This is a genomic window from Pantoea sp. EEL5 (assembly GCF_049892805.1).
Classification (GTDB): Bacteria; Pseudomonadota; Gammaproteobacteria; order Enterobacterales; family Enterobacteriaceae; genus Pantoea; species Pantoea ananatis.
The window spans coordinates 238905-265218 of sequence record NZ_JBNDNJ010000002.1 but is presented as its reverse complement, the minus strand read 5'-3'; the positions used below and the strand labels follow the sequence as shown (position 1 = coordinate 265218).

The 26314-nt window shown below is 58.1% G+C and carries 23 protein-coding genes and 1 pseudogene; 12 read left to right on the top strand and 12 right to left on the bottom strand.

The window, feature by feature from the left end; translation table 11 throughout:
- Positions 1 to 25 precede the first annotated feature (25 nt).
- Positions 26 to 1402, bottom strand: coding sequence for an MFS transporter (locus ACPXSQ_RS12835; protein ID WP_210501726.1), 1377 nt, complete (start codon positions 1400 to 1402; stop codon positions 26 to 28).
- Positions 1403 to 1686: 284 nt separating this feature from the next.
- Positions 1687 to 3579 carry a bifunctional sugar phosphate isomerase/epimerase/4-hydroxyphenylpyruvate dioxygenase family protein gene (locus ACPXSQ_RS12830; protein ID WP_072139051.1) on the bottom strand — a complete coding sequence of 631 codons (1893 nt, stop codon included), beginning with the start codon at positions 3577 to 3579 and terminating at the stop codon, positions 1687 to 1689.
- Positions 3580 to 3807: 228 nt separating this feature from the next.
- Here ACPXSQ_RS12830 and pcaH point away from each other — a divergent pair, with 228 nt between their 5' ends.
- Genes pcaH through ACPXSQ_RS12815 form a run of 3 tightly spaced genes read left to right on the top strand, consistent with a single transcriptional unit; the run spans position 3808 to position 6158 of the window.
- The gene (gene pcaH, locus ACPXSQ_RS12825; RefSeq protein WP_024471045.1) at positions 3808 to 4548 is read left to right on the top strand and encodes a protocatechuate 3,4-dioxygenase subunit beta; all 741 of its coding nucleotides are present in this window, start codon (positions 3808 to 3810) and stop codon (positions 4546 to 4548) included.
- A complete protein-coding gene (gene pcaG, locus ACPXSQ_RS12820) occupies positions 4545 to 5165 on the top strand; it encodes a protocatechuate 3,4-dioxygenase subunit alpha (RefSeq protein WP_013027214.1) in 621 nt (206 codons plus the stop codon). The genes pcaH and pcaG overlap by 4 nt, the downstream gene beginning before the upstream one ends.
- Positions 5166 to 5225: 60 nt before the next feature.
- Positions 5226 to 6158, top strand: a complete 933-nt coding sequence (locus tag ACPXSQ_RS12815) for a LysR substrate-binding domain-containing protein (RefSeq protein ID WP_028715803.1) — start codon at positions 5226 to 5228, stop codon at positions 6156 to 6158.
- A 9-nt stretch (positions 6159 to 6167) separates the two neighbouring features.
- Here ACPXSQ_RS12815 and pcaC read toward each other — a convergent pair whose 3' ends face one another.
- From pcaC to ACPXSQ_RS12785, 6 genes and pseudogenes are all read right to left on the bottom strand, one after another.
- A complete protein-coding gene (gene pcaC, locus ACPXSQ_RS12810; protein ID WP_210497953.1) occupies positions 6168 to 6554 on the bottom strand; it encodes a 4-carboxymuconolactone decarboxylase in 387 nt (128 codons plus the stop codon).
- A pseudogene (pcaD, locus tag ACPXSQ_RS12805) lies at positions 6555 to 7310 on the bottom strand (3-oxoadipate enol-lactonase); the annotation flags it as partial. It lies immediately after the preceding gene.
- Entirely contained in the window at positions 7307 to 8647 is a 1341-nt protein-coding gene (locus ACPXSQ_RS12800) for a 3-carboxy-cis,cis-muconate cycloisomerase (RefSeq protein WP_072138313.1), read from the bottom strand. The gene ACPXSQ_RS12800 and the pseudogene pcaD, both read right to left, overlap by 4 nt.
- 3 nt (positions 8648 to 8650) lie before the next feature.
- The gene (gene pcaF / locus ACPXSQ_RS12795) at positions 8651 to 9853 is read right to left on the bottom strand and encodes a 3-oxoadipyl-CoA thiolase (protein WP_072138314.1); all 1203 of its coding nucleotides are present in this window, start codon (positions 9851 to 9853) and stop codon (positions 8651 to 8653) included.
- A 10-nt stretch (positions 9854 to 9863) separates the two neighbouring features.
- Positions 9864 to 10517: a 3-oxoacid CoA-transferase subunit B gene (locus tag ACPXSQ_RS12790; protein WP_013027219.1), complete on the bottom strand. Its 654-nt coding sequence runs from the start codon at positions 10515 to 10517 to the stop codon at positions 9864 to 9866.
- Positions 10518 to 10527: 10 nt separating this feature from the next.
- Entirely contained in the window at positions 10528 to 11217 is a 690-nt protein-coding gene (locus tag ACPXSQ_RS12785) for a 3-oxoacid CoA-transferase subunit A (RefSeq protein ID WP_014594624.1), read from the bottom strand.
- A gap of 186 nt (positions 11218 to 11403) precedes the next feature.
- Here ACPXSQ_RS12785 and ACPXSQ_RS12780 point away from each other — a divergent pair, with 186 nt between their 5' ends.
- The 3 genes from ACPXSQ_RS12780 (at position 11404) to ACPXSQ_RS12770 (ending at position 14358) form a co-directional block, all read left to right on the top strand.
- Positions 11404 to 12210, top strand: a complete 807-nt coding sequence (locus ACPXSQ_RS12780; protein WP_013027221.1) for an IclR family transcriptional regulator domain-containing protein — start codon at positions 11404 to 11406, stop codon at positions 12208 to 12210.
- A 77-nt stretch (positions 12211 to 12287) separates the two neighbouring features.
- A complete protein-coding gene (metC, locus tag ACPXSQ_RS12775) occupies positions 12288 to 13478 on the top strand; it encodes a cystathionine beta-lyase (RefSeq protein WP_013027222.1) in 1191 nt (396 codons plus the stop codon).
- Positions 13479 to 13695: 217 nt separating this feature from the next.
- A complete protein-coding gene (locus ACPXSQ_RS12770; protein WP_013027223.1) occupies positions 13696 to 14358 on the top strand; it encodes a DedA family protein in 663 nt (220 codons plus the stop codon).
- A 12-nt stretch (positions 14359 to 14370) separates the two neighbouring features.
- Here the strand turns inward: ACPXSQ_RS12770 and ACPXSQ_RS12765 are convergent, their stop codons facing one another.
- Positions 14371 to 15279, bottom strand: coding sequence for an AraC family transcriptional regulator (locus ACPXSQ_RS12765; protein ID WP_014605038.1), 909 nt, complete (start codon positions 15277 to 15279; stop codon positions 14371 to 14373).
- A gap of 192 nt (positions 15280 to 15471) precedes the next feature.
- On the opposite strand from ACPXSQ_RS12765, the gene dkgA reads away from it, so the two are divergent.
- Entirely contained in the window at positions 15472 to 16299 is an 828-nt protein-coding gene (dkgA, locus tag ACPXSQ_RS12760; protein ID WP_014594626.1) for a 2,5-didehydrogluconate reductase DkgA, read from the top strand.
- Positions 16300 to 16802: 503 nt separating this feature from the next.
- Positions 16803 to 17738 (top strand): flagellin, encoded by a 936-nt coding sequence (locus ACPXSQ_RS12755; protein WP_014594627.1) that lies wholly within the window; start codon positions 16803 to 16805, stop codon positions 17736 to 17738.
- 56 nt (positions 17739 to 17794) lie between these two features.
- Here ACPXSQ_RS12755 and ftsP read toward each other — a convergent pair whose 3' ends face one another.
- From ftsP to parC, 3 genes are all read right to left on the bottom strand, one after another.
- Positions 17795 to 19225, bottom strand: a complete 1431-nt coding sequence (gene ftsP / locus ACPXSQ_RS12750) for a cell division protein FtsP (protein WP_013027227.1) — start codon at positions 19223 to 19225, stop codon at positions 17795 to 17797.
- Positions 19226 to 19370: 145 nt separating this feature from the next.
- Positions 19371 to 20108 carry a 1-acylglycerol-3-phosphate O-acyltransferase gene (locus tag ACPXSQ_RS12745; RefSeq protein ID WP_014594628.1) on the bottom strand — a complete coding sequence of 246 codons (738 nt, stop codon included), beginning with the start codon at positions 20106 to 20108 and terminating at the stop codon, positions 19371 to 19373.
- Between the two features lie 44 nt (positions 20109 to 20152).
- Positions 20153 to 22426, bottom strand: coding sequence for a DNA topoisomerase IV subunit A (gene parC, locus ACPXSQ_RS12740; RefSeq protein ID WP_014605037.1), 2274 nt, complete (start codon positions 22424 to 22426; stop codon positions 20153 to 20155).
- A 392-nt stretch (positions 22427 to 22818) separates the two neighbouring features.
- Between parC and ACPXSQ_RS12735 the strand changes: the two genes are divergently transcribed.
- From ACPXSQ_RS12735 to ACPXSQ_RS12720, 4 genes are read left to right on the top strand one after another with little or no spacing between them, the layout of a single operon-like run.
- Positions 22819 to 24381: a BglG family transcription antiterminator gene (locus ACPXSQ_RS12735; protein ID WP_015699499.1), complete on the top strand. Its 1563-nt coding sequence runs from the start codon at positions 22819 to 22821 to the stop codon at positions 24379 to 24381.
- An 18-nt stretch (positions 24382 to 24399) separates the two neighbouring features.
- The gene (locus ACPXSQ_RS12730; protein ID WP_014594631.1) at positions 24400 to 24870 is read left to right on the top strand and encodes a PTS sugar transporter subunit IIA; all 471 of its coding nucleotides are present in this window, start codon (positions 24400 to 24402) and stop codon (positions 24868 to 24870) included.
- Positions 24871 to 24892: 22 nt separating this feature from the next.
- Positions 24893 to 25207 carry a PTS fructose transporter subunit IIB gene (locus tag ACPXSQ_RS12725; RefSeq protein ID WP_013027232.1) on the top strand — a complete coding sequence of 105 codons (315 nt, stop codon included), beginning with the start codon at positions 24893 to 24895 and terminating at the stop codon, positions 25205 to 25207.
- A gap of 11 nt (positions 25208 to 25218) precedes the next feature.
- The gene (locus ACPXSQ_RS12720; protein ID WP_013027233.1) at positions 25219 to 26310 is read left to right on the top strand and encodes a PTS fructose transporter subunit IIC; all 1092 of its coding nucleotides are present in this window, start codon (positions 25219 to 25221) and stop codon (positions 26308 to 26310) included.
- Positions 26311 to 26314: the final 4 nt, after the last annotated feature.

The window sequence follows — 26314 nt, the reverse complement described above, 5'->3', positions numbered from 1 at the left end:
CAAAGCCTGGCCCAGTGGCGGGTGATTAGCGGATATCGCCAGGGCTTATCCCCCAGCGGGAAGGCGTGCTTCTTTCGCCCGCCTGGTGCTGCTGACTGCGCCCCTTGGCCGTTATCATCGCCACCGTTAACAGGGCCGGGATGGCCAGCACGGCGAAAATAGTGGCGAACCCCCAGCCCAGCGCCAGCATCTCTGCCCCCACCAGCGCGCTGAGAATGGCCCCAATGCGCCCTACGCCGTGCATCCAGCTGGAGCCCGTTGCACGCGCCTCGGTGGGATAAAAGCTGGCCGAAAGCGCATTCATTCCCGTGTTAGCGCCACCGATGCAGAAGCCGATCATCATGGCGCAACCGCCCAGCACCACCGGGTGCGCCAGCGAAAATCCCATCCCCACCGTGAACAGCGCGCCCGCGCCGTAAATCATCGACAGCGCCCGGTGCGATTCAATCCTGTCCATCAGCCAGCCCGAAAACAGCGAACCGCAGGTTCCACCCGTCTGGAACAGAGCCGTGATAATGGCGGCCTGCACCACGTCAAAACCGTTATCCTTGATCAGCATGGGGAGCCAACTGCCCAGGGTATAGAATAAAAACAGTGCGGTAAAATAGGCGCCCCACAGCATCAGGCTGCCAAACCGGTACTGGTCGTTAAGTACGACTTTTACTGGCTGCGCCCTGGCCTTGCTGACCGGCGGCAGCTCGACGCTGCACTGCTGCAGATCCAGATCCGGTGCCAGCTTAGCCAGAATACGGTGAATTTTTTTGCTGGCGGCACGCCTTACCACTAAAAAGCACACCGATTCCGGCAGCGCCCAGAGCAGTAACGGCACGAACAGCATTGGCAGGATCCCGCCCAGCATCAGGACAGAATGCCAGCCGAAGTGCGGCATCAGCCAGGAGGCGGCAAAGCCACCCAGCGCTGCGCCAAACGTGAAGCCACAAAACACCACGGTGATAAGGAATGCCCGTCGTCTGGCAGGAGCAAACTCGGCCACCAGCGTGCCCACGTTGGGCATCGCCGCGCCTAATCCCAGACCGGTCAGAAAACGGAACAGGATCATCTGTTCCATATTTTGCGAAAAGGCGGTTATCAGCGTCCAGGCGCCAAAAAAGAACACGCTGTTAATAATCACGACTTTGCGACCCAGCCTGTCTGACAGCGGGCCGGAGAGCATTGCGCCCAGCGCCAGCCCCACCAGGGCAGCGCTGATGATCAGCCCCAGTTCGCGATTGGTGATGCCCCAGTCCGCTTTCAGTTCAGGTGCAATGAACCCCATGATGGCAATATCAAACCCATCGAGAGCGATGATGCAGAAGCCAAACAGCACCACCATTTTTTGCCACATCCCCAGCGGGCGGCTGTCGATTAACGCCCGAACATCAATTGCTTTGCTTTCCGCCACGGTGACTCTCCGGTGAAATACGTAATGTGGGGTTACTATATGCAGGCGCTGTAATGCGTTAAACGGCGATAATCGAAATTTTGTGCGTTTATCGCACGATTATGCGCGAATTAAACGCCAAATCTGCGTTAATAGATTGTTAAAAAAGACAATTTTTCTGGCAGCATGGGTTCCGTTATCGGCAAAGGATTGTGAGCGGGATCGGGCGGATTTGAGCGGGCGAGAACAGGCAGAGAAGCGGTCTGAGCAGGATAGCGGGCCAGCGAAACTGGCCCATCAACGTCTTACCGCATGGCGGTCAGCCGCACGGGAGCATTGGCCGCGCCAAAGCCACGATAGCCGCCACGTCGTTCCAGCAGCTCAAAGAAGAAGCGGCCCTTTTCATAGGGAAGCGTATAGACGTGCAGCAGCTCCCCGCCCTGTTCGTCCCGATCGTACAGCACATCGTAACGCTGCAGCTGCGCCAGAAAATCGGCGTCGAGATCGAAACGCGCCATCAGGTCCTGATAATAGTTATCGGGAATGTGCAAGGTTTTCAGCCCACGTTCGCGCGCGGCCTTTACCGCACTGAACAGATCGTCACAGCCAAAGGCGACGTGCTGCAACCCTGCGCCCTGATAGGTCGTTAAAGCGCGGGCTATCTGGGTTTCCCGACTGACCGACATGTTTAGCGGCAGGCGAATCGCATCGTTGGGGCTTCGCAGCACGCGGCTACGCACCAACCCCAGCGGATCGGGCAGTTCCCACTCGGTATCCTGCACAAAACCCGGCACGCTACGCAGGAACATAATCCAGTTATCGCGCGTATCATCCGGCAGGGCTATCGCCAGATGGTCGATGGTCTGCATCGCAGGCTGGGGCGCGGCGCGGTGCGTTAAGTGGAAGTCGCTGTGGTAGCCGTCCTGACCGGCAGGCTCATCTTCCACCAGATAAATCAGGCTGCCGTCAGGCGCACATAACGCCGGGATCTGGCGTTCGTTGGGGCCGGTTTCCCCCTGCCAGATGGCGTAACCGTAATCCTGCGCGCGCGCGATCAGCTTATCGACCCCGCGAACCCGCCAGGCCACCGCACAGAGCGAAATACCGTGCTGATGATAATACCCGCTGGCCTGGCTCTCCGGCTGCGCATTCAGAATCACATGCACCTTGCCGTTACGATACAGCGACACCTGCTTGGAGCGATGATCGCCCGCATGAACCAGCCCAAGCTGCGTCAGCCACTGTCCGAGTGCCAAAGCGTCATTGTGGCTGACGGCAAACTCGATGAACTCCAGCGACAACAGCGGCGGCTGGGGCGCAGAGTGGAACAGCCCTTCCCCGGCCAGGGAGGCCAGCGCGCTCGGCAGCAGCGGCTGTCCAACCAGCCAGTCACGGGTTTGCTCCTCCAGCCACAGCAGCGATCGATAACCATCCTGCGCGGTAGGCACCACCGGTGAGGCGCGGAATCCATCGTTGAAAATTTCCAGCGACCAGGCATCCCGGTAGCCATGCGCCGACAGTTGCGTCATAAACTGAGTCAGATTGAATTCGCCCTGGCCGGGAAAACAGCGGAAGTGGCGACTCCACGACAGCACATCCATTTTTAGCAGCGGTGCATCCGCCAGCTGTACGAACACAATTTTCTCCGTCGGGACCGCTTCCAGCCCGTCCAGGCTGTCGCCGCGCGACAGAATATGAAAACTGTCGAGCACGATCCCCAGCGCGGGATGGTTGACGGCCTTGACGCGGGCCCAGGCGTCGCGCCACAGGCTGACGTGTCGTCCCCAGGCCAGCGCCTCATAACCGAGAGTAATACCGTGCTCAGCCGCCAGCTCTGCCAGAGCGGTGAGATCGCTGACCTGTGTGGCGAAGTCGTCACTGCAGTCCGGTGAGACATTGCTGCAGACCAGCATCCGCTGACAGCCCAGCTGTTGCATGACCTCAAACTTGCGCGCCGCGCGCGCCAGGTTTTGCGCCAGCCTGTCACGGGGGCCGCCTTCGAAGTCGCGGAAAGGTTGAAACAGCAAGATTTCCAGCCCGAGCGCTTCACACAGCTGGCGGATTTCCACGGGTGAGCCGGGATAATAGACCAGATCGTTATCGAAAATTTCAACGCCATCGAAGCCTGCGGCGGCAATTGCTCGCAGTTTTTCCGGCAGCGTGCCCGATACCGAGACCGTTGCGACAGAACGTTTCATTGTTGCCTCCTGATAAGCGGTCACGGGGTGACCTTAAAGCAGCCGGTCAGCAGCGAGGCATTCTGCTAACGGAGATTGGCAATTGTTATGAACCAGTTGGAACATTTCGTCAATGTGTAACTGGTCATGATTTTTGGTTATGACAAAGCCGACGATTTTTCACTTTTCTTTTACAAGTTGCGCTTCCTACACTTCCCGCTCTGTACCGAAAATAATAAGGATGCCTGGATGAAAAATGACTGGCCCGCCCGCGAACTGGTGCATCGTGACTATCGTGATCACCCACCGGCGCTTGCGCCTTTGTATAAAACAAGTCTGCTGCGCTCGCCACGCAATGCACTGATTTCTTTGCAGAATTCGCTATCCGAAATCACGGCACCGGTGTTCACCCAGCAGGAACTCGGACCACGAGACAGTGACCTTATCCTCAATTACGCCAAAGAGGGTTTACCCATCGGCGAACGGATTATTGTGCATGGCTACGTGCGGGATGCATTTGGTCAGCCGGTGCGCAACGCGCTGGTTGAGGTATGGCAGGCCAATGCCGGGGGGCGCTATCGTCACAAAAAAGATCAGTATCTTGCGCCCATCGATCCAAATTTTGGCGGGTGCGGTCGCATGCTGACCGACGATAACGGCTACTACTGCTTCCGCACCATTAAGCCCGGTCCCTACCCGTGGCGGAATCAGGTGAGTGACTGGCGTCCGGCGCATATTCATTTCTCACTCTCTGGCGAAGCCTTTGCCCAGCGCCTGATTACCCAGATGTATTTCGAGGGCGATCCGCTGATCGGCCGCTGTCCCATTGTTCAGTCAGTCGGCAGCGAAGCGGCCGTGCGCACGCTGATTGCCGAGCTGGATACCCACTCTGCCGTGCCACTGGACTGCCTGGCCTACCGCTTTGACCTGGTCCTGCGCGGGCACCGCGCAACCTGGTTCGAAAACCGCACTCAGGGGGCGGCATCATGAAACGCTATCTTGCCGAAACGGCGTCACAAACCGCCGGACCTTATGTGCACATTGGTCTGGCGCCCCATGCGGCGGGCTTCGACATTTTTGAAAACAACTTCAGTGAGGTGCTGACCCAGCCGGAAACGCGCGGCGAGCGCATTGTGGTAGAAGGCTGCGTTTACGACGGTTCCGGCACGCCGGTGCGCGACGTGCTGATTGAAGTGTGGCAGGCGAATGCCGAAGGGCGTTACAACCATCCCGCCGATCGGCAGCACGATAAGCCGCTGGACCCGGCGTTTCGTGGCTGGGGACGGACCTGCTCCGACTTCGACAGCGGGATCTGGCGTATCAAAACGATCAAACCCGGTAGCGTGACCGGGCGCGACGGTCGCCCCATGGCGCCGCATCTTAACCTGTGGATTGTGGCGCGCGGCATTAACATCGGACTGAACACCCGGCTCTACTTCGCCGATGAACAGGCGGCAAATGACGCCGATCCGGTGCTGAATGTGATCGAATGGGAGAAGCGACGTCGCACCTTGCTGGCGCGGCGTGAACAGCGCGGCGACGAGACGGTCTACCGGTTCGATATCTGGCTGCAGGGTGAAAACGAAACCGTGTTCTTTGATGTCTGAACCTTAATCTGCCCACGACAATGTCCTTGCCGCTTCGGCGGCAAATTCATAACATGAGTCATGGATAGGGTTTCCCGGTTTAGTCAGCGCGTGCGCGTGCGCCATCTTCACGCTTTTGTGGCCACTGCACAGCAGGGGACGCTGGGGCGCGCCGCGCTCCATCTGGGGATTACCCAGCCCGCCCTGTCCAAGACCCTCAACGAACTCGAATACCTTGCCGGTGAGCCGCTGTTGCTGCGCAGCCGCCAGGGGACGGAACTCACCGCCAGCGGCACGCGATTCCTGCACGATGCCATCCGTATTCTTGATGCGCTGAATATTGTGGACCAGGTGATGCGTCCCGGCAGTGTGCCGCAGCCCGGACCGATGCACATCGGCGCACTGCCTACCGCCATTGTCAGCGTGGTGGCGCCGGTACTAGCTGGCCTGCAGCAGCACTATCCGGGCTGGCGCATTCAGGTCAGCACGCTGGCGAATGATGCGTTGCTGATGGGGATAAAATCAGGGCAGATGGCGCTGGGGATTGGGCGCATGGCCGAACCCGTATTGATGGATGGCCTGAACTTCGAGCTGCTGTATCTGGAAACCCTGCGTCTGGTTGTGGCCCCACATCATCCTCTGCTGCATGCTGGCGTAACGCTGGCTGAAGCCCTGAGCTGGCCGCTGATCCTGTCTCCACGCGGCACGGTGCCGCGCCAGAATGCCGAATCGCTGATGACAAGCCATGGCCTGAGATTACCGGATGGCGCAGTGGAAACCCTGTCAACCACGCTGGCCCGCCGTCTGACGCTGAGTCACGGCTACGTCTGGCTGGTGCCCTACGGCGCGGTGCGCGACGACCTGACCAGCAACCAGCTACGCACGTTGCCGCTTCCCAGCCAGGGGATGGCTGAGGCGGTCGGCATCCTGACCCGCCAGCAGCACGCGCCACCACCCGAGCAGCTGCAGCTGGTGGCGGCCTTGCGGCAACGGGTGCTGGACGTGCCTGTCTGACAGCGCAGTTTACTGGGCGCTGTCCTGCTCATCGAAAACGCTCTGCGCCAGATGGAACGCGGCGTTGGATGCTGGCAGGCCGCAGTAGAGCGCAGCGTGCATCAGCAACTCTTTGATTTCATCCCGGCTGACGCCGTTATTGAACGCGGCCCGCAGGTGCATCTTCAGCTCCGCTTCGCGGTTGAGCGCAATCAGCATGCCGATGGTGATCAGGCTGCGCGTGTGGCGAGTCAGGCCAGGCCGGGTCCAAATCTCGCCCCAGGCGTAGCGGCTGATAAAGTTCTGGAATTCGTCATTCAGCGGCGACAGGTTTTCGAGCGTCCGCTCAACGTGGGCGTCGCCGAGCACCGCCCGGCGCACGGTCATGCCCTGCTGGTAGCGCTGCTGCTGGGTCAGCTGTGCGTCAATAAAAGGCTGCAGCGCGCGGTTAAACGCCAGCCAGACCTCGACGCTGGACAAGTGCGAGGCGGGCAGCACGACACGCTGCGCGCCCGGGATCTGTTCAGCCATGCTGTCAGCATCGGCCAGGGTCGTTACCCTGTCGTCACGCCCGGCAATCACCAGCACGGGTAATGAAATCGCCGCCAGTTCGTGGCGCAAATCGGCTGTCGCCAGGGCTTCACAACAGTCAGCGTAGCTGTCGGCGTCACAGGCGCTGAGCTGGGATACCAGATGGTTTACCGTCGCAGGCGCACGTTCACAGAAGGCCGGGGTAAACCAGCGTGCCGCCGCGCCCTCTGCAATGGCGGCCATGCCGTACTGACGAGCCTGCGCGGCCCGCTCTCGCCAGGCGGCCGACTCGCCGATCTTTGCCGCGCTGTTGGCGATCGTGAGCGTGATCAGGCGTTGCGGATGAAAACGCGCCAGCCAGAGTCCGGTCAGCCCGCCCATTGAAATGCCGCAGAAGTGCACCCTGTCGATGCCCAGTTGGTCCAGCAGCGACAGGACCGCCATCCCCAGCTGTTCCAGCGAGCGGGTTTGTCCGTTCGGTGCCGAAGCACCGTGGCCGGGAACGTCGTAACGCAAAAGGCGATACGTCCCTATCAGCGCATCACGCTGCGGCTGCCACATCTCGGACGTTGTGCCTAAGGAGTTACTGAATAAAATCACCGGGGCATCGTCTGGCCCCTCAAGTATGTAATGCAGCATCATGTGGCCCTCGCAGCCGCTAAAACCTGGTGAATAAAGCGTGACGCGCTGCCCGTGGCGTTCGCCGGATCGAGCAGCCTCTCCAGTTCGGGCCGACTCAGGTGCGAGGCAACGGTTTCATCCGCGCACAGGACGGTCAGCAAACGCTGCTGCGTCGCCAGCGCCCGACGGCAGCACTGTTCAATATGATGATGGGCCTGCTGCCGTCCCAGCGCGTCTGCCAGCGCCAGCGTGACCGCTTCCGCCATGATGAGCCCCTGTGTCAGGCCGAGATTGCGTTGCATGGCTTCTTCATGGACTTCCAGTCCGTCGATCAGCTCTGTGCTGTGTACCAGCGCCGCGCCGCTGAGCATAATCAGCTGCGGCAGGCTCTGCCACTCGGCCTGCCAGCCGCCCAGCGCACGCTCGTGCTCCTGAACCTGACCGGCATACAGACCTGACATCAGGGCCGGCACCCGGTTGGCCGCGCTGAGAATCGCCGCGCTGAGCACCGGATTCCGTTTGTGCGGCATGGTAGAAGATCCCCCGCGCCCCGGCGCCAGGGGTTCACTGACTTCGCCGACTTCGCTCTGCATCAGAAGCGACATGTCCCGGGCCAGCTTGCCCAGCGTACCGGTAAGACCGGCATACCAGCCCGCCAGCTCGGTGATTCTGTCGCGCTGTGCATGCCAGGGCGTAGCGCTTCGCGGCAGCGCCAGCACATCAGACAACGCCTGCTCGACGCGTTCGCCCTTTTCCCCCAGGGACGCCAGCGTGCCCGCCGCCCCGCCAAACTGCAGCGCCAGCACCCGCGGTCGCATGGCCGTCAGTCGCGCACGAAAACGCACCAGCGCATCCAGCGTGCCCGCCAGCTTCAGGCCTAACGTCACCGGCAGCGCGTGCTGCAGCCAGGTCCGGCCGACCATCAGCGTCGTGCTGTGCCGCTCGCACTGAATCGTCAGGGCGGCAATCAGCCGATCCAGCAGCGAAGCCGTGTCGTTAAGCGCAGTGCGCAGTTGCAGCATCAGTCCGCTGTCGATGGCATCCTGACTGGTTGCGCCCCAGTGCACATAGCGCGCGGCCTCGGGCGACGTCGCCGCAACCACGGCAGTGAGCTGTTTAACCAGCGGAATCGCCAGGTTGCCCGCCAGGCCCGCCGCCTGCGTCAGCGCCGCCGTATCGATCGCCTGCGCCTGGCAACAGGCCTGAATACAGTGAGCGGCGGCGTGATCGATCACGCCTGCCGTGGCCAGCGCCTGTGCCAGCCCGGCTTCGAAATCCAGCATTCCCTGTAACAACGCCGTATCGCTAAAGCAGTCGTCAAGGGGAGAGGCCATAAACATGGCGCGGTAAAGAGACATTGGTTATACCCGTTCCAGAATGAGTGCGATGCCTTGCCCCACGCCCACGCACATGGTGCACAGCGCGTAACGGCCGCCCGTGCGCCGCAGCTGATACGCTGCGGTCATGGCCAGCCTGCCGCCTGACGCGCCCAGCGGATGTCCCAGCGCAATCGCGCCGCCGTTGGGATTCACATGGGCAGCATCATCGGCCAGTCCCAGTGCGCGCGTCACCGCCAGCGCCTGGGCAGCGAAAGCCTCATTTAATTCGATCACGTCCATTTGCGCCAGCGTCAGGCCACTCTGAGCCAGCACTTTACGCACGGCAGGCACCGGACCATAGCCCATAATGCGCGGCTCCACGCCACAGGCCGCCATCGCCACAATCCGCACCAGCGGCGTGAGTCCATGTTCTGCCGCCGCGCGCTCGCTTGCCAGCAGCAAGGCGCAAGCGCCGTCGTTAATGCCTGATGCGTTACCCGCCGTCACGCTGCCGTCCGGGCTGACCACGCCTTTTAAGCCCGCCAGCGCCGCCAGCGAGGTGCTGCGCGGATGCTCGTCACAGGTGACGGTCAGGGCTTCGCCTTTGCGCTGCGGGATGCTCACCGCCATCAGTTCGTCACTAAACAGCCCCATTTCCTGCGCCCGGGCGGTACGCAACTGACTACGTAGGGCAAAAGCATCCTGATCGGCGCGGCTGATAGCGAAATCACGCGCTACGTTTTCTGCCGTTTCCGGCATGGTTTCGACACCAAAGCGAGCGCGCATCTGCGGGTTGATGAAGCGCCATCCCATCGTCGTGTCTTCCATTTTCAGGGAACGGCTAAACGCGCTGTCTGCTTTGCCGGTCACAAAGGGCGCGCGAGACATGCTCTCCACGCCGCCCGCTATCATTATTTCGGCCTCACCGCATTTGATCGCCCGGGCCGCCGTGCCGATGGCATCCAGCCCCGAGCCGCATAAACGGTTGAGCGTGGTGCCCGGCACGCTGGACGGCAGCCCGGCCAGTAACAGCGCCATGCGCGCCACGTTACGGTTGTCTTCTCCCGCCTGATTTGCGCAGCCGTAAATCACATCGTCAATAGCCTGCGCCACCGAAGCCGGCTGGCGGGCTAACAGCGCCGCTAAGGGTAAAGCAGCCAGATCGTCAGCACGCAGGCTGGCAAGCGCGCCCGCGTAACGGCCAAAGGGCGTACGGAGTGCATCGCAGATAAACGCCTGTTGCATCAGCTTCTCCTCAGGCGGTAGCCAGTTCAGGTTGCAATAAACGCACCGGCGTTAACGCCTGCAGCGCATCAAAACTCAGCCCGGGGCAGCACTCCACCACCAGCGGGCCCTGTGGGGTAATATCGATCACGGCCATATCGGTATAGAGACGACTGACGCAGCCCAGACCGGTAAGCGGATAGCTGCACTGTTTGACCAGCTTGCACTCCCCTTTTTTGGTCAGGTAATCCATCATCACATAGACTTTGCGCGCGCCGATGGCGAGATCCATCGCCCCGCCTACAGCAGGAATCGCGTCTTGCGCCCCGGTGCTCCAGTTAGCCAGATCGCCGCCAACAGACACCTGATAGGCCCCCATCACGCAGATATCCAGATGCCCGCCGCGCATCATGGCAAACGAGTCGCCGTGGTGGAAAAAACAGCCGCCGGGCAGCAGCGTTACCTGCTCTTTCCCGGCGTTGATCAGCTCCGGATCCTCCTCTCCGGCGACGGGAGCGGGCCCCATGCCGAGGAGCCCATTCTCGCTGTGCAGGAAGATCTCTTTATCCGCAGGCAGATAGTTGGCAATGCGGGTGGGCAGGCCGATGCCCAGATTGACGTAGGCACCCTCAGGAATATCGCGCGCCACGCGCTGTGCCAGTTGGTCTCGGGTGAGTTTTTGCATAGCCTACTCCTCAGGCGGAAAGGGTCAGGGTTACGGGATTAGCCACGGCCACCAGCCGCTGCACAAAAATGCCCGGCGTGACGACGTTTTCAGGATCGAGCTGGCCGAGCGGCACCAGTTCTGCCACCTGCGCAATCGTGGTCGTAGCGGCCATCGCCATCACCGGACCAAAATTTCGTGCCGCTTTGCGGTAAACAAGGTTGCCCCAGCGGTCGCCCTGATGCGCTTTGATCAGGGCAAAATCAGCCTTGAGCGGCTTTTCAAATACGTAATGACGACCGTCGATTTCACGGGTTTCTTTGCCCTCCGCCAGCGGTGTACCAAAGGCGGTTGGCGTGAAAATCCCCCCCAGCCCGCTCCCTGCCGCCTGCATTCTGGCGGCAAGGTTGCCCTGCGGCACCAGCTCCAGTGCAATTTCTCCCCGGCGATAGCGTTCGTCGAACACCCAGGAATCGACCTGGCGGGGAAAAGAGCAAATCATCTTCTCAACACAGCCGGCCTTCAGCAGCGCGGCCAGGCCACTTTCGCCGTTGCCCGCGTTGTTGCTGATCACCGTCAGCCCACGCACGCCATGGTCAATCAGCGCATCAATCAGCTCCAGGGGCTGGCCTGCGGGTCCAAATCCGCCAATCATGATGCTGGCCCCGTCCGGTATCACCGCAACGGCCTCTGCCAGCGTTGCCACACTTTTATCGATCATCTGCTCTTCCTTTCGCCCGGCACAGGCCGGCTTGTCGTGAATAGCCAAAAAGTAGATCGCTCTGTGACAGCAAACAATACCGATAATCGAAATAGTGTGCGATTATCGGTCATTGACGAGATAAAACAGGACATTGTGATCGCGCACACAGGCGTGCGCGCATCCAGCCACTGACAGGAGAAAACCATGACGGATGAACAACAACGACTGCGCGGTAACAGCGATCCCTGGAAAGGCGATCCCAATTTTATGGCCTCCCTGGCGCGGGGACTGGAAGTGCTACAGGCGTTTACGCCACAGCGCCGCCTGATGTCCGTGTCGCAAATCAGTCAGCGTACGGGCATTCCCCGTGCGGCCGTGCGGCGCTGTCTGTATACGCTGAGCAAGCTGGGGTTTGTGTATGCGGAGGATGGCAAAAACTTTGAACTGCGTCCGCGCGTGCTCTCTCTCGGCCACAACTGGTTAGGCGCAACGCCGCTTGCCAGCGCCTCGCAGCCGGTTTTGCGTCAGCTCAGCCAGACGCTGAACGAGTCCTGTTCGATGGCGGTACTGGACGGGGACGACATTCTCTACATCGCCCGTGCGTCGGCATCGCGCATTATGACGATTGACCTGCACATCGGCAGCCGCCTGCCTGCCAGCACCACCTCCATGGGAAGAGTGCTGTTAAGCGGCCTGGCCAGTGAACCGCTTAACGATTACCTGGCGCGCTTGACTCAGCTGCGTTATACCAGTCATACGCTGGTAAGCAGCAGCGCGCTGCGTGAAGAACTGGCGCGCGTCAGGCAGCAGGGCTACGCCATTAACGATCAGGAACTGGAAATCGGGCTGCGATCTCTCGCCGTGCCGCTCAGCGCGCCGGGGGGCCGAATAGTGGCCGCGCTCAACGTGGGCGTGCATGCCGGGCAGGTTTCTGCCGATACGCTGCGCCAGCACCATTTGCCGCTGCTGCAGGAGGCGGCCCGGGAAATCTCCCTGCTGCTGCGTCAATAATCTGTTTTGCCCCTCAACGTCGCTACAAAATTCGTGGTAACGTGAAGGCTGAGTTGCAAGCGGCAAAGTAGAGAGTTATGACCACGAAAAAAATTGATACCACCCTCGTCAGCGCTGGACGCAACAAGCGTTATACCCAAGGCTCGGTGAATGCGGTCATTCAGCGAGCCTCTTCACTGGTTTTCGATAGCGTTGCAGAGAAAAAACGGGCCACCGCAGGGCGCGCGAAGGGCGAACTGTTTTACGGCCGTCGCGGCACCCTGACGCATTTCGCCTTGCAGGATGCCATGACGGAGCTGGAGGGCGGCGCAGGCTGTGTTCTCTATCCTTGCGGCGCAGCAGCCGTCTCCAATGCCATCCTCGCGTTTGTCGAAGCGGGCGACCACATTTTAATGAGCGGCGCCGTTTACGAACCGACTCAGGACTTCTGCACAAAAATACTCAGCAAGCTCCAGGTCTCGACCACCTGGTTTGATCACTGTATTGGTCACGACATTGCCGCGCTGGTTCAGCCCAATACCCGCGTGGTTTTCCTGGAATCTCCTGCCTCCATCACCATGGAAGTGCAGGACGTGCCGGCTATCGTTGCGGCGATACGCGCTAAAGCGCCAGACGCCATCATTATGATCGACAACACCTGGGCGGCAGGCGTGCTGTTCAGCCCGCTGGCCCTGGGCGTGGATATTTCTATTCAGGCTGGAACGAAATACCTGATCGGCCACAGTGACGCCATGATTGGCACCGCTGTCGCCAACGCCCGCTGCTGGGATCAACTGCGCGAAAACAGCTACCTGATGGGCCAGATGGTGGATGCCGATACGGCTTACATGGCAAGCCGTGGCTTACGTACGCTGGGCGTGCGCCTGCGCCAGCATGAAGAGAGTGCGCTGCAGGTAGCAGAGTGGCTTTCTGCGCGCCCTGAAGTGGCGCGGGTTAACCATCCGGCGCTGCCCTCGTGCCGCGGGCATGCATTCTGGCAGCGTGACTTCACCGGCAGCAGCGGTTTATTTTCATTCGTGCTGCGGCAAAAACTGAGCCGTGAACAGCTGGCGAATTATCTCGACCATTTTCATCACTTCAGCATGGCTTATTCCTGGGGTGGATATGAGTCACTGATTTTAGCCAACCAGCCCGAAGAGTTAGCGGCCATTCGCCCGGCCGGTGGCGTTGACTTTGAGGGGACGCTGATACGGCTCCACATTGGTCTTGAGCATGTCGATGACCTGCTGGTCGATCTTGAGGCAGGCTTTGATCGCCTGACGCGCTAAAATAGTAAACATGATATAAACCAGGCGCCGACCGTCGTGATATTACACCCGGTCATGGCTGGTTAGCTGTTAACATTCGATCTATAAAAAAGTGTTCAGTCAGCAGAAGAACCGCAACATTTTACCCCTTCACCGCGCAATGCTGTGGCGGGAAGTAAGAGGTCAGCCAGGTCTGAACAGAACAATTGAGTTTCATTTTGACGTAATGGGATAGCTAATGGGTGTTTTACACGAGATTGTGCACGCGCTTTGGCATCAGGACTTTGCCGCGCTGGCCAATCCAGAAGTGGTCTGGATCGTTTACAGCGTAATGTTTATGACGCTATTCCTGGAAAATGGTTTGTTACCTGCCTCTTTTTTGCCTGGCGACAGCCTCTTGCTACTGGCCGGTGCCATGGTGGCTAAAGGCGTGATGGACTTTTTCCCGACGCTGGTGATACTCACGGTCGCCGCCAGTCTGGGCTGCTGGCTGAGTTATCTGCAGGGGCGCTGGCTGGGCAACACGAAGCTGGTGAAGAGCTGGCTGATGCAGCTGCCGGCGCAATATCATCAACGCGCCTGGAATATGTTCAACCGCCATGGTCTGATGGCGCTTCTGGTTGGCCGCTTTCTGGCGTTTATTCGTACCCTGTTGCCTACCATGGCGGGCATTTCCGGACTGTCTAATGCCCGTTTCCAGCTGTTTAACTGGCTCAGCGGCCTGCTCTGGGTCGGCATCGTGGTCACGCTGGGTTACGGTATCAGCCAGGTGCCCTTTATCAAACGTCATGAAGATCAGGTCATGGCGATCCTGATGATACTGCCGATGGTGCTACTGGTGGTCGGCCTGGTCGGCAGCGTCATCGTGATCTGGAAAAAACGTCGCCAGAAACACGCCTGACAGCGGGTAGCGTCAGGCGGGCGGTTCGGCCACCGTCTGGCGCACCCGATTCACTTCCTCTCCCGGCGTCACGCCAAAATAGCGTTTAAACTCACGCGAAAATTGCGACGGACTTTCATAGCCAACCCGCACGGCCGCCACGCTGGCTTTCAGGCCATCGTGCAACATCAGCAACCGCGCCTGATGCAGACGATAACGTTTAAGGTACTGTAACGGCGACGTCTGCGTGACGGCCTTAAAGTTATGGTGAAACGCCGACACGCTCATGTTCACTTCCGCCGCCAGCGCATCCACGCTGAGGTTATCGGCATAGTGATTCTCAATGCGGCGCAGCGCGCGGGCGATCTGGCTGAACTGCGTCTGCCGACTCACCAGCGAGAGCAGCGCGCCGCCTATCGGCCCGGTCAGCACGTAATAAATAATCTCCCGCACAATATGCGGCCCCAGCACGCGCGCATCGCGCGGCTGCGTCATCACATCCAGCAGGCGTTCTGCGGCACACAACATGGGCTCGGTTAACCAGCCGGAGTGAATACCGGAGGTGAGCGGCTGTGGCTGAAACCCTTCGTCGTCACCTATATCCATCAGCAGATCCTGCAGACTGGCCGTGTCCACGCGTAAACACATTCCGGCCAACGGCTGCTCCGGTGAGGCCCAGGTTTCGCATTCGACCGGCAAGGGCACGGTCAGCATTAAATATTTTGTGGCGTCGTACTGAAAAACCGTACTGCCGAGATAGCCGGTTTTACCGCCCTGAAACAGAATGACGATGCCCGGCTGATACATGATGGGCGTGCGCGGACGATACTGATCGGCGTAGATCAGAGAAACGTTTTCTACCGGACAGCGCTGGTGACGGCCATGTGTCATCAGCGTGACCACCTGCTGAGCCAGACGTTGGCACAATGCGTCGTGAGGCATAATCACTCCAGAAAATAAAACAGCAGTTTGCCGCGCGCCTGGTTAATTCGCCAGCAAAATGGAGAATCAGGCAAGAAGTTTACAGGATCAGGCAGGGTTATCCTGTGCGGTTCACAGGCAGCCTGAAAATTGTTAGCTAGACTTAAGCACAGCGAGGATTCACTGGTTTACTGCAAATGTAAGGAGCATGTTATGGCAGACCAACCCATTATCAAACTGCACGATGGTAACATGATGCCGCAACTGGGACTTGGCGTGTGGCAAGCCAGCGTCGAAGATGCCCGTCATGCCGTGCTGAAAGCGCTGGAGGTCGGCTATCGCTCAATTGATACCGCCGCCGCGTATAAAAATGAAGAAGCCATAGGTCAGGCGCTACAGGAAACGGAGGTCGCGCGTGACGATATCTTTGTCACGACCAAGCTGTGGAACAGCGACCAGCAAAACGTTCAGCAGGCGCTGGAAACCAGCCTGGAAAAACTCAAGCTGGATCAGGTTGACCTCTATCTGATGCACTGGCCGTGTCCTGAGAATGATCACTACGTTGAAGCCTGGAAACACATGATCGCACTGCAGCAGCAGGGCCTGGTGAAGAGCATCGGCGTGTGCAACTTTAATCAGCCGCACCTGAAGCGACTGCTGGAAGAGACGGGCGTGACTCCGGTCATCAACCAGATCGAGCTGCATCCCATGCTGCAACAGCGCACGCTCCATGCCTGGAACGCCATGCACCAGATTCAGACTGAATCCTGGAGTCCGCTGGCCCAGGGCGGTGAAGGCGTATTCGATCAGGACATCATCAAATCGCTGGCGAAAAAATACGGTAAAACCCCGGCGCAAATCGTCATCCGCTGGCACCTGGACAGCGGCCTGGTGGTGATCCCTAAATCCGTCACGCCTGCGCGCATTGAAGAAAATTTCAAGGTGTTTGATTTCCGTCTGGATAAGACAGAAATGAGCGAGATTGCGAAGCTGGACAGCGGTAATCGCCTCGGGCCTGACCCGGATACGTTCAACGGCTGACCATCGCCTGCCTCGACTTAACAAGAGAATGGGTACGCATCGCCTCTCCCGGCTGGGGGAGGCTTTTTTTATGGCTGCGCGGGAACGGGGAGTTTTAAGATTTTTTAAAATCTGTGTCAAAGGACATCATTGATGATCAGCCTGCGTCAGGCGCATTCGTCTTCTCCGGCACAAGATGAGCGTCTCGCCAGCACATCGCCACATCCTGCGCCTCGTTAAGTCAAATCCCCCCTCTAAAACCTTGCCCTATCCGCCAGCAATACGGTTATCTGTGCCGTTTAAAAACGGGCTTAGCCTGCTGGTGGCCCCGTTCCCTGTTAGCGCGACACGCTTTGCAACACACCGCCGGGCTGACTGACTGTGCCGGTCTGATAACCGGGGTGATAATGATTAACGTTATGATCTTTTAGCCTGGCTCTGCTGCCTGCCCGCCCCCGTTCAAGGGATCGCGGCATTAAGGCGCAGTGAAGTAAAGCGTAACGTTATCAACCCAGGAGCCTGTCATGTCGGTTATCAATACCAATATCCTGTCATTGATCGTTCAGAATGACCTTTTCCTTTCGCAAAACGCGATGTCGACGGCCATTGAACGCCTCTCTTCCGGACTCCGCATTAACAGCGCTAAAGATGATGCTGCCGGGATGGCGATAGCTAACCGTCTGACCTCAAGGATCAACGGAATGACGGTTGCCACCCGAAACGCCGGTGAGGGTATTTCGCTGTCACAAACCGCTGAGGGCGCGCTCGATGAAATAAATAACAACCTGCAACGTATACGCGACCTGACGGTACAGGCACAAAATGGAAGCAACTCCGCTGCGGATATCGACTCGATTCAGACCGAAGTGAACCAGCGAATGGAGGAAATTAACCGCATTACGGCGCAAACGGATTTCAATGGCATTAAGGTGCTGAATACCGGATCGGGTGCGTCCGAGTATCGCTTTCAGGTCGGTGCGGAAGACGGTGAAACCATCAGCATCGATATTGACTCGAGTGACCGGTACAACCTGCTAAAAGCGGGAACAACCGGCACCACGCTCAACGTCCGGCAGATGACATCAGGTGACACCGTTAACGGGGCCGCACGTACGGTTGCCGCAGAGGGTTTTGACGTTCTGAAAGGCGCAGTGACTGGCGGAGCGAACGGGACAGCGACGGGGAACTCGCCTCTGACTGATATTGACCGGGCGATTCAGTTCGTTGACACGCAACGCAGCATGATGGGGGCAGACCAGAACCGCTTTCAGTCCGCTATCGCCAACCTGGGGAGCATGGTGACCAATCTCACTGCCGCACGGAGCCGGATAGAGGATGTTGATTACGCGACAGAAGTATCGGCGCTGTCACAGGCGCAGATTTTACAGCAGGCCGGCGTAGCGATGCTGGCTCAGGCCAACCAGATGCCCCAGTTGATGCTGCAGCTTCTTCGGTTTTAATCTCCGAAGGGCACGGGCAGGAGAGGCTCTCCTGCCCTGTTGAAGCACGTGTGCCGCTAAGACAGCGTAGGTTGCGTCAGCAGCTGACCTGCCGTGCCGCGATCCGCCAGTTCCAGCGTCTGGCTGTGATAGACAAACGGAAAATGCTCAGAAGAACTTTGCGTAAAGCTCACCAGAAGCTCTACGTCTCCGTCCACCCAGACCGTGTCCTTCCAGCCGCGATCTTCGCCCATGGGCTGAGCGCCGTTTACGCTCTTAATCAGGAACATAACCCCCTGGATGTGGAAAGATTGCGGACGATCGGCGCGAATAATCCAGCGTTCGAACGTGCCCTGCTGTGCGGTAGAATCAATGCGGTTCATATCCCAGACGGCACCATTGATGCCCGGCAGGCTGTCGCCAATGCGGAACTCACGCGTGCGCACCGAGGCGCCATCCAGAATCTGATCGGCCAGCAAACGCATCGGCAGGTTATCCGTCACCAGCGGCAGCAGGCCGGTAGGCCGCAGCGTAAGCACCAGCGTTGAGGTCAGGATCGTGGAGGGCTCAAAGAAACCGCGCAAACGATCCATAATGCCCGCCGCCGTGCCTGCCGTGATGGAGACTTCATCCCCTTGCGACATATCCACTAAGACTTCACGCCGTTCGCCCGGCGCCAGAGTTAAGCGCTGTACGGCGACGGGTGACGGCAGAAAGCCCTGATCGCTGGCAATCACCGTGAAGGGCCGGTTGTCACTGAGGCTCAGTTCATAACGCCGCGCATTGGAGGCGTTCAGCAACCGCAGACGGACCCAGCCACGTGATACCTCGACAAAAGGGTTACGCACACCGTTGACCAGCAGCGTATCGCCGAGAAAACCGCCGTCGCCCGGTGGGTCATAAACCGGCGTGGCAAAGTTATCCAGCCGTTTATCCTGAATAATCAGGGGGAAATCATCCACGCCATAGTGTTTCGGCAAAGGTAGCTGCTTGCTGATGTCATCCTCAATCAGCCACATACCCGCCAGGCCGTTGTACACGTGCGGAGCCATGCGATTTGGCGTGTTGGCGTGATACCAGCAGGTCGCGGCACTCTGGCGAATGGGTAAAACCGGCGCCCAGTCGACCCCGGCTGACATCATGCGCGGCGCGCCGCCCATCAGTGCGCCCGGCACCTGCAGGCCGCTGACCGTCATTGAAACGGGTTCATTGAGGCGGTTGCTGTAAATCAGTTTGACATCATCACCGCTGTACACGCGCACCGTGGGGCCGAGGTACATGCCGTTGATGCCCCAGACCGGGACTTTATTGTTATCGCCGTTAAACGACCAGTGGCTGCGCTGCAGGGTCAGAAACAGCGGCTGACCGCGGCGAGATTCCAGTAGCGGCGGGACAGGCAGGGGCGTATCACCGCCCGCAGAAGCGGCACGCGCCGCATGAGGCACAAGCGCGGCACTGAGCGCCGCACCGGCAGAAAGCTGGATAAACTGACGTCTGCTGAAAGACATTGAATTTCAGACCTTTTACGCGTGGCGCTGAACCGCCAACTCTGTTTTTATTGCTGTCATTGCTGTGCTGCGTGCACGGCGAGCAACGTCATGCTGACTCGCCGTGGGGCATCCATGCAGAATAGTCCGATAAAGGGCTAATCGGTTAGATTTTACCGTTTTTTTCGCGTTCTTCGACTTCGGCGTTCAGCTCTTCCAGCTTGGCCGCCATCAATTCCCGGCAGTGAGTCGCCAGCTTGCGCACCGAAGAGGATTCAAATTGTTTCACGTCCACCGGCGGCAGCATTTCCACAATCACCAGTCCGTTTTTCAGGCGGTTGAGGTTAATCTTGCCGTGAGTATTCGATACTACAATCGGAATGATCGGCACGCCTGCGGCAACGGCGGCATGAAATGCCCCGGTTTTAAAGGGTAACAACCCACGACCACGGCTGCGCGTGCCCTCCGGGAACATCCAGAAGGAGATGCGTTTTTTATTAAACTGATCCACCAGCTCACCGATCGTCCCGTGTGCTTTGGCGCGGTTGTCACGATCGATCAGCAGGTTGCCGGTCAGCCAGTAAAGCTGACCAAAAAAAGGTATCCACAACAGGCTTTTTTTACCGACGGTGACCGTTGTTGGCTGCACAATCTTGGCTGCGGTGACCATATCGTAGTTGTTCTGGTGGTTAGCGATGTAAATCGCGTTGCCGTAGTTATCCGCGCCTTCGGGGCGACGAAGCTCAACTTTAAGCCCAAACAGCGTCGATAATTTGCCAAACAGGTGACCAAAGGTCGCAACGTGGCGCGGATTACGTGGCGAGAACAGGCACCAGATACAGCCAAAAAAACTCAGCAATATTGAATAAATCACTACGATAATAGTGCGTAATATCAGTAACATATTTTCCTCAATGTGACACGGCTGGCCGGGGCCAGCCGGGTGAATTACGCGTCGCTGTCCGCGCTGCCGGGACGTGCCGGCGCATCCAGTTCGACCCGATCAATTTTTTGCAGGCCGCGCGGCAGCAGTGTGCCACGACGGCCGCGATCGGCACGGAACTTCTGCAACTCTTCACTGCGTAACAGCAGCTTGCGTTTGCCCACGTGCAGCGTAATCGCACTGCCCGGTGGCAGGATCATCAGCCAGGCCAGTTTATCCGCTCCCGACGCGGCATCCGCAGACGGAATCGAGATAATCTTGTTGCCCTTGCCCTTTGACATCTGCGGCAGCTCGCCGACCGGGAACATCAACATCCTGCCCGCCTGCGTAATGGCCAGCAGCATGTCATCTTCGTGATGGACAGCCATGGGCGTCATCACGCGGGCATTTTCAGGCAGCGTCAGCAGCGCTTTACCCGCACGGTTGCGCGAAATCAGATCGTTGAAGGTACAGATGAAACCGTATCCGGCATCAGACGCCATCAGCAAACGCTGCTCTTCCGGCTCCATCAGCACCTGCTCCATAACGGCACCCGGCGGTGGCGTCAGCTTACCGGTCAGCGGCTCGCCCTGCCCGCGTGCCGACGGCAGCGAGGTGGGATCCAGCGTATAGCTGCGTCCGGTGGAATCGATAAAGGCCACAGGTTGGTTACTCTTGCCGCGCGCCGCCGCCAGATAGCTGTCGCCCGCTTTGTAGCTCAGCCCTGCCGGGTCGATGTCATGTCCTTTCGCACTGCGCACCCAGCCCATCTGCGACAGCACAATGGTGACAGGCTCGGACGGCACCAGCTCGGTTTCACTCAGCGCTTTCGCTTCTTCACGCTCACGCAGCGGTGAACGGCGGTCGTCGCCAAAATTGTTGCTGTCTGCCTGCAGCTCTTTTTTCAGCAGCGTATTCATTTTGCGTTCGGACGCCAGAATCGCCTGCAGCTGATCGCGCTCTTTTTCCAGCTCGCTCTGCTCGCCGCGAATCTTCATCTCTTCCAGCTTGGCCAAATGACGCAGCTTGAGTTCAAGGATCGCTTCAGCCTGGGTTTCGCTAATGTCAAAGCGCGACATCAGTACCGGTTTCGGCTCGTCCTCGGTACGGATGATATGAATCACTTCATCAATATTGAGGAACGCCACCAGCAAACCGTCAAGGATATGCAAACGGCGCAGCACGCGATCTAAACGGTAGTTCAGACGGCGGCGCACGGTGTCACGACGGAACACTAACCATTCAGACAGGATCTCCAGCAGGTTTTTTACCGCCGGACGGTTATCCAGGCCGATCATATTGAGGTTGATGCGATAGCTTTTTTCCAGATCGGTGGTGGCGAACAGGTGGTTCATGACCTGCTCAAGATCGACGCGATTGGATCGCGGCACGATCACCAGCCGGGTGGGGTTTTCGTGATCGGATTCGTCACGAAGATCCTCTACCATCGGCAGCTTTTTGTTGCGCATCTGGTTGGCGATCTGCTCCAGCACGCGCGCACCGGATACCTGATGCGGCAGCGCGGTGATCACCACTTCGCCGTCTTCTTTTTTCCACACCGCGCGCTGACGCACCGAACCGCGTCCGTTCTGATAGATTTTGCGAATCTCGTCACGAGGCGTGATGATCTCGGCTTCAGTCGGGAAATCCGGGCCCTGCACGATTTCCAGCAGCGCATCCAGGCTGGTTTTCGGATCGTCAATCAGGGCGATAGCGGCCTGCGCCACTTCACGCAGGTTGTGCGGCGGAATATCCGTTGCCATGCCCACCGCAATGCCGGTGGTGCCGTTCAGCAGGATGTTCGGCAGCCGCGCCGGCAGCATCTTGGGCTCCTGCATCGTGCCGTCAAAGTTCGGCACCCAGTCAGCCGTGCCCTGCCCCAGCTCGCCCAGCAGCACTTCGGCATACTTCGACAGGCGCGACTCGGTATAACGCATGGCGGCGAAAGATTTAGGATCGTCCGGCGCGCCCCAGTTTCCCTGGCCATCGACCAGCGGATAGCGGTAGGAGAACGGCTGTGCCATCAGTACCATGGCTTCATAGCAGGCACTGTCGCCATGAGGATGGTATTTACCCAGCACGTCACCGACGGTACGGGCGGATTTTTTAAATTTGGCGGTGGCGTTCAGCCCCAGCTCTGACATGGCATAGACAATGCGGCGCTGCACGGGCTTTAAACCGTCGCCAATATAAGGCAGCGCGCGGTCCATGATGACGTACATGGAGTAATTTAAGTACGCATTCTCAGTAAACGTATGCAGGGCAAGACGCTCTGCACCATCCTGCGTCAATTCGCTCATTAAGTCCTCATCCTCACATCGTGACCCGCAACGGCGGATCACCCGGCGGTTGTTTGGCGAGGATAGTACCTTATTCGTGGGTGTTAGTCACAGGCCAGACGCAGTCAGGCCTGGGGTTTTTTCCCGGTTGACCGATCGCGGAAAATCCGCCTCAGGACAAAATGCCGAATGTCTTATTTCTAATAGTTTGTGACCGCGCTCGCAATTAATTACCGGCGACGTTATAGCGTATTAATCCTGTCCCGTTTCGGGGACAACATTTAGTATTGTTGATTCGCCTTCCACGCCCTACATTCAATTTTAACGCTGTTACACACTTTTATTTTTTTCCAGGTTGGATTTAACGAATTGCCACTTAAGCACCGCTAACGAAATAATAGACAGGTGACTGAATGCAGAATCTGACTTCACGACAACACCGGTTACTGAAATTACTGCTGCAGGCGGGTACGCCGCTGGCTTTAACGCAATTAGCCCAGCAGCTGACCGTTTCTGAAAAAAGTATTTATCGCGATTTGCAAAGCCTGGAAATCTGGCTGGGCGCCTGGCAGGCACAGCTGATCAAGCTGCCCGGTCGCAGCGTGATACTGCAAACCGAGGATATCGCGCAACGCCTGCGATTACAGCAGCATCTGGCCAGTGAAGAGAACTGGTCTGAAGGTTTAAGCAACAATGCACGCCGGGTGAAAATTCTGTCACAGCTGCTGAGGGATGCGCCGCGTGAAACCTCCATCAGTAAGTTATCTGAACGCTATTTCATTAGTCACGCTTCTATCGTCAACGATTTAAAGGTCATTGAAGAGTGGCTACAACCGCTGGCGCTGGCGCTGGTAAGAAGTCAGAGCGGTACGCATGTCGAAGGCAGTGAGCAGGCATTACGTCAGGCGATGGTATCGCTGATTAACGATGTTATGCAGCATAACGGTGGCAGTAACACGGCGCTACCGCGGCTGGACCCGGGCAGTTACCAGGCGCTGATCCACTATTTTGGCGAGGAGGATGTGGCGTTTGTGCAGACCTTACTGCAGCAGATGGAGCAGCAGCTTGGCTATCCACTGAGCGATGCGTACTACATCAATCTGTCCACCCACATCCTGATTATGATCCACCGCATGTCGCAGGGTAAGGCTTTATCTCTGCCCTTAGAGCTGAGCGCTCAGGAAATGGATAATCGCATTCTGAAGATTGCCCGTCAGATGGTGCGACAGGTTGAACAACGTTTAGACCAGTCAGTGCCGGCGGATGAAGTCGGATTTATTTATCAGTACATTATTTCGTCGGGCATTGTGGTTGAAGAACGCGGCAGCGATATGTTGCCGCAATATCAATTATCGAATGAAGCCTCGCGTAATATTACGGTTGAATTAATTCGCTGCTTCTCAGAACTTATTCAACAGGACCTCACTGCCGATCCTTTATTATTTGAAGGTTTACTTTTCCATATTAAGCCATTACTTAACCGGCTGAAATATCATATTAGCATTCGTAATCCATTGCTCGATGATATTAAAACGGAGCTGAGTGAAATTTTTACGCTGACTCAGCGGGCCATGCAGCTTACCGCCGCGCGTTTTCATTACGGGTCGATTGCGGACGACGAAGTGGGCTATTTATGTGTCCATTTTCAGGCCGCGCTGGAACGGCAAATCGCCCATAAACGCATTTTGCTGGTCTGTTCCAGCGGCGTCGGCACCTCGCATCTCCTGAAGAGCCGTATTCTGCGCGCGTTCCCGGACTGGATTATTGCGGGCGTCATTTCGGCCAGTAACCTCGGCGATTTTTGCCAACAGGAGCCGGTTGATCTGGTGATCTCGACTATTCACCTCGACACCTCGCTGTTTCCTACCGTGTATGTGACCGCGTTTTTCAATGACGACGATATTCGCCGTGTGACTGACGCCATGATTGGCAGCCAACTGCCGAAGGCCGTTAACAGCGCCCTGGCAGAACATTAACTGAATGAGGTCTGACTGATGGATATTTCTCGCATTCTTACGCCACGCCGCGTCAATCTCAACCTGCAAGCCAGCAGTAAAGAGGAGGCCATCATTGAACTGACCGATTTGCTGTTCAGTGACGGTGCGATTAGCGATAAACAGGCCTTTATCAAGGATGTCTGGCTACGCGAGGCAGAGGGATCGACAGGGTTTGAAAATCACATTGCCATTCCCCACGGGAAATCGTCAGCCGTGAAACAGACCACGTTAGCCATTGGGCGCAGCCAGCAGGATATTCCCTGGGAAACGCTGGATGGCAGCCAGGTGCGCTGCATCATCCTGTTTGCCGTTCGCCTTGAAGATCAAAATACCCCCCATATTCGCCTGCTGTCCCAGGTGGCCAGTGCGCTGGCCGATGATGAGGTGATTGCGCAGTTGCTGGTGGAAAACGACCCCAGCGAAATCATTCGGCTGTTCAGTCAGTACGCCGAAACCGACCTCTGTTAATCCTACACGTCCGAGGTAGACCATGAACATTGTCTGTGTTGCCGCCTGCACGGCGGGTATCGCGCATACCTACATTGCGCGCGAAAAACTGATCAAGGGAGCCCATGCCCTTGGTCACACCATCCACGTGGAAACGCAGGGCACCATTGGTACTGAAAACGCCCTCGATACGGAAACCATCGCCGCCGCCGATGTCGTCATTCTGGCGGTGGATGTCAAGATCAACGGTGAGGAACGCTTTCGCGGCAAACCGATCGTCAGGGTGAAAACTGAAGTGGTGATCAAGTCGCCGATTAAGTTTCTGGAAAAAGTGGCGGATTCACTGGCGCGTGCCTGAGGAGATCCACAATGAACGATAACAAAAGACAGTACGGACAGGAGATCAAAGGTCATCTGTTGACGGGGATCTCCTGGATGATCCCGCTGATTGTCGCCGCCGGGATCTGTATCGCGCTGGGCCAGGTCATCGGTGGTCCGGACGTAGGCAAACATCCCGGCACGATTGCCTGGATGCTGAACCAGATGGGCGGCTGGGGCATGGGATTGATCGTGCCGTTGATTAGCGCCGCCATCGCCTACTCGATTGCCGACAGGCCGGGCTTTGCGCCTGGCTTAATCGTAGGCTTTATCTGCGGCCAGATCGGCACGGGTTTTATCGGCGGCATCCTTGGCGGCTTCCTGGTGGGTTATACGGTGATTCTGTTGCGCCGCAGCATTCGGCTGCCGCAGTCGATGCAGGGCCTGATGCCGATCATGGTGTTACCGGTGCTGAGCACCATTATCGCCGGGCTTTTGATGATGACCTTCATCGGCCAGCCCATCGTCTGGTTGCAGAAGGCGCTGATTGCGCTGTTGGAATCCATGCAGGGCGGTTCGAAGTTCGTTATGGGCGCCATTCTGGGGGCGATGGCCACCTTCGACTTTGGCGGGCCGGTCAATAAAACCATGTCGCTGTTCGCGGATGGCATGCTGGTCGACGGTATTTACGGACCGGAAGCGGTCAAATTTGTCGGTTCGATGATCCCGCCCTTTGGTATCACCCTTTCCTGGCTGTTAACCCGCCATAAGTACACCCGCGCGGAAAAAGAGGCGCTGAAGGCGGCCTTTCCCATGGGGATCTGCATGATCACTGAAGGTGTGATCCCGATTGCCGCCCGCGATCTGCTTCGTGTCGTCGGCAGCTGTGTGGTGGCTTCCGCCGTCGCCGGCGGCCTGATTATGGTCTGGGGCGTCGAAGCGCCCGTGCCTCACGGCGGCATGTTCGTAGTGCCCCTCTTCACCAAACCCTGGCTGTTCTGCCTGGCGCTCGGTATCGGCAGCACGATCTGTGGCGTGATGCTATCGCTGCTGAAAAAGCCGGTGACCGAAGCCGACGAAGAGTTTGACGACGTGGAAGACCACAGCGTTCGCGACGACGACATTAAATTCACACTGGAATAAGGAG

Coding starts and splice junctions, on each gene's coding strand:
- ACPXSQ_RS12830 (WP_072139051.1), bottom strand. CDS start 3,579: ATGAAACGTTCTGTCGCAACGGTCTCGGTATCGGGCACGCTGCCGGAA.
- pcaH (WP_024471045.1), top strand. CDS start 3,808: ATGAAAAATGACTGGCCCGCCCGCGAACTGGTGCATCGTGACTATCGT.
- pcaG (WP_013027214.1), top strand. CDS start 4,545: ATGAAACGCTATCTTGCCGAAACGGCGTCACAAACCGCCGGACCTTAT.
- ACPXSQ_RS12815 (WP_028715803.1), top strand. CDS start 5,226: ATGGATAGGGTTTCCCGGTTTAGTCAGCGCGTGCGCGTGCGCCATCTT.
- ACPXSQ_RS12800 (WP_072138313.1), bottom strand. CDS start 8,647: ATGTCTCTTTACCGCGCCATGTTTATGGCCTCTCCCCTTGACGACTGC.
- pcaF (WP_072138314.1), bottom strand. CDS start 9,853: ATGCAACAGGCGTTTATCTGCGATGCACTCCGTACGCCCTTTGGCCGT.
- ACPXSQ_RS12790 (WP_013027219.1), bottom strand. CDS start 10,517: ATGCAAAAACTCACCCGAGACCAACTGGCACAGCGCGTGGCGCGCGAT.
- ACPXSQ_RS12785 (WP_014594624.1), bottom strand. CDS start 11,217: ATGATCGATAAAAGTGTGGCAACGCTGGCAGAGGCCGTTGCGGTGATA.
- ACPXSQ_RS12780 (WP_013027221.1), top strand. CDS start 11,404: ATGACGGATGAACAACAACGACTGCGCGGTAACAGCGATCCCTGGAAA.
- metC (WP_013027222.1), top strand. CDS start 12,288: ATGACCACGAAAAAAATTGATACCACCCTCGTCAGCGCTGGACGCAAC.
- ACPXSQ_RS12770 (WP_013027223.1), top strand. CDS start 13,696: ATGGGTGTTTTACACGAGATTGTGCACGCGCTTTGGCATCAGGACTTT.
- ACPXSQ_RS12765 (WP_014605038.1), bottom strand. CDS start 15,279: ATGCCTCACGACGCATTGTGCCAACGTCTGGCTCAGCAGGTGGTCACG.
- dkgA (WP_014594626.1), top strand. CDS start 15,472: ATGGCAGACCAACCCATTATCAAACTGCACGATGGTAACATGATGCCG.
- ACPXSQ_RS12755 (WP_014594627.1), top strand. CDS start 16,803: ATGTCGGTTATCAATACCAATATCCTGTCATTGATCGTTCAGAATGAC.
- ftsP (WP_013027227.1), bottom strand. CDS start 19,225: ATGTCTTTCAGCAGACGTCAGTTTATCCAGCTTTCTGCCGGTGCGGCG.
- ACPXSQ_RS12745 (WP_014594628.1), bottom strand. CDS start 20,108: ATGTTACTGATATTACGCACTATTATCGTAGTGATTTATTCAATATTG.
- parC (WP_014605037.1), bottom strand. CDS start 22,426: ATGAGCGAATTGACGCAGGATGGTGCAGAGCGTCTTGCCCTGCATACG.
- ACPXSQ_RS12735 (WP_015699499.1), top strand. CDS start 22,819: ATGCAGAATCTGACTTCACGACAACACCGGTTACTGAAATTACTGCTG.
- ACPXSQ_RS12730 (WP_014594631.1), top strand. CDS start 24,400: ATGGATATTTCTCGCATTCTTACGCCACGCCGCGTCAATCTCAACCTG.
- ACPXSQ_RS12725 (WP_013027232.1), top strand. CDS start 24,893: ATGAACATTGTCTGTGTTGCCGCCTGCACGGCGGGTATCGCGCATACC.
- ACPXSQ_RS12720 (WP_013027233.1), top strand. CDS start 25,219: ATGAACGATAACAAAAGACAGTACGGACAGGAGATCAAAGGTCATCTG.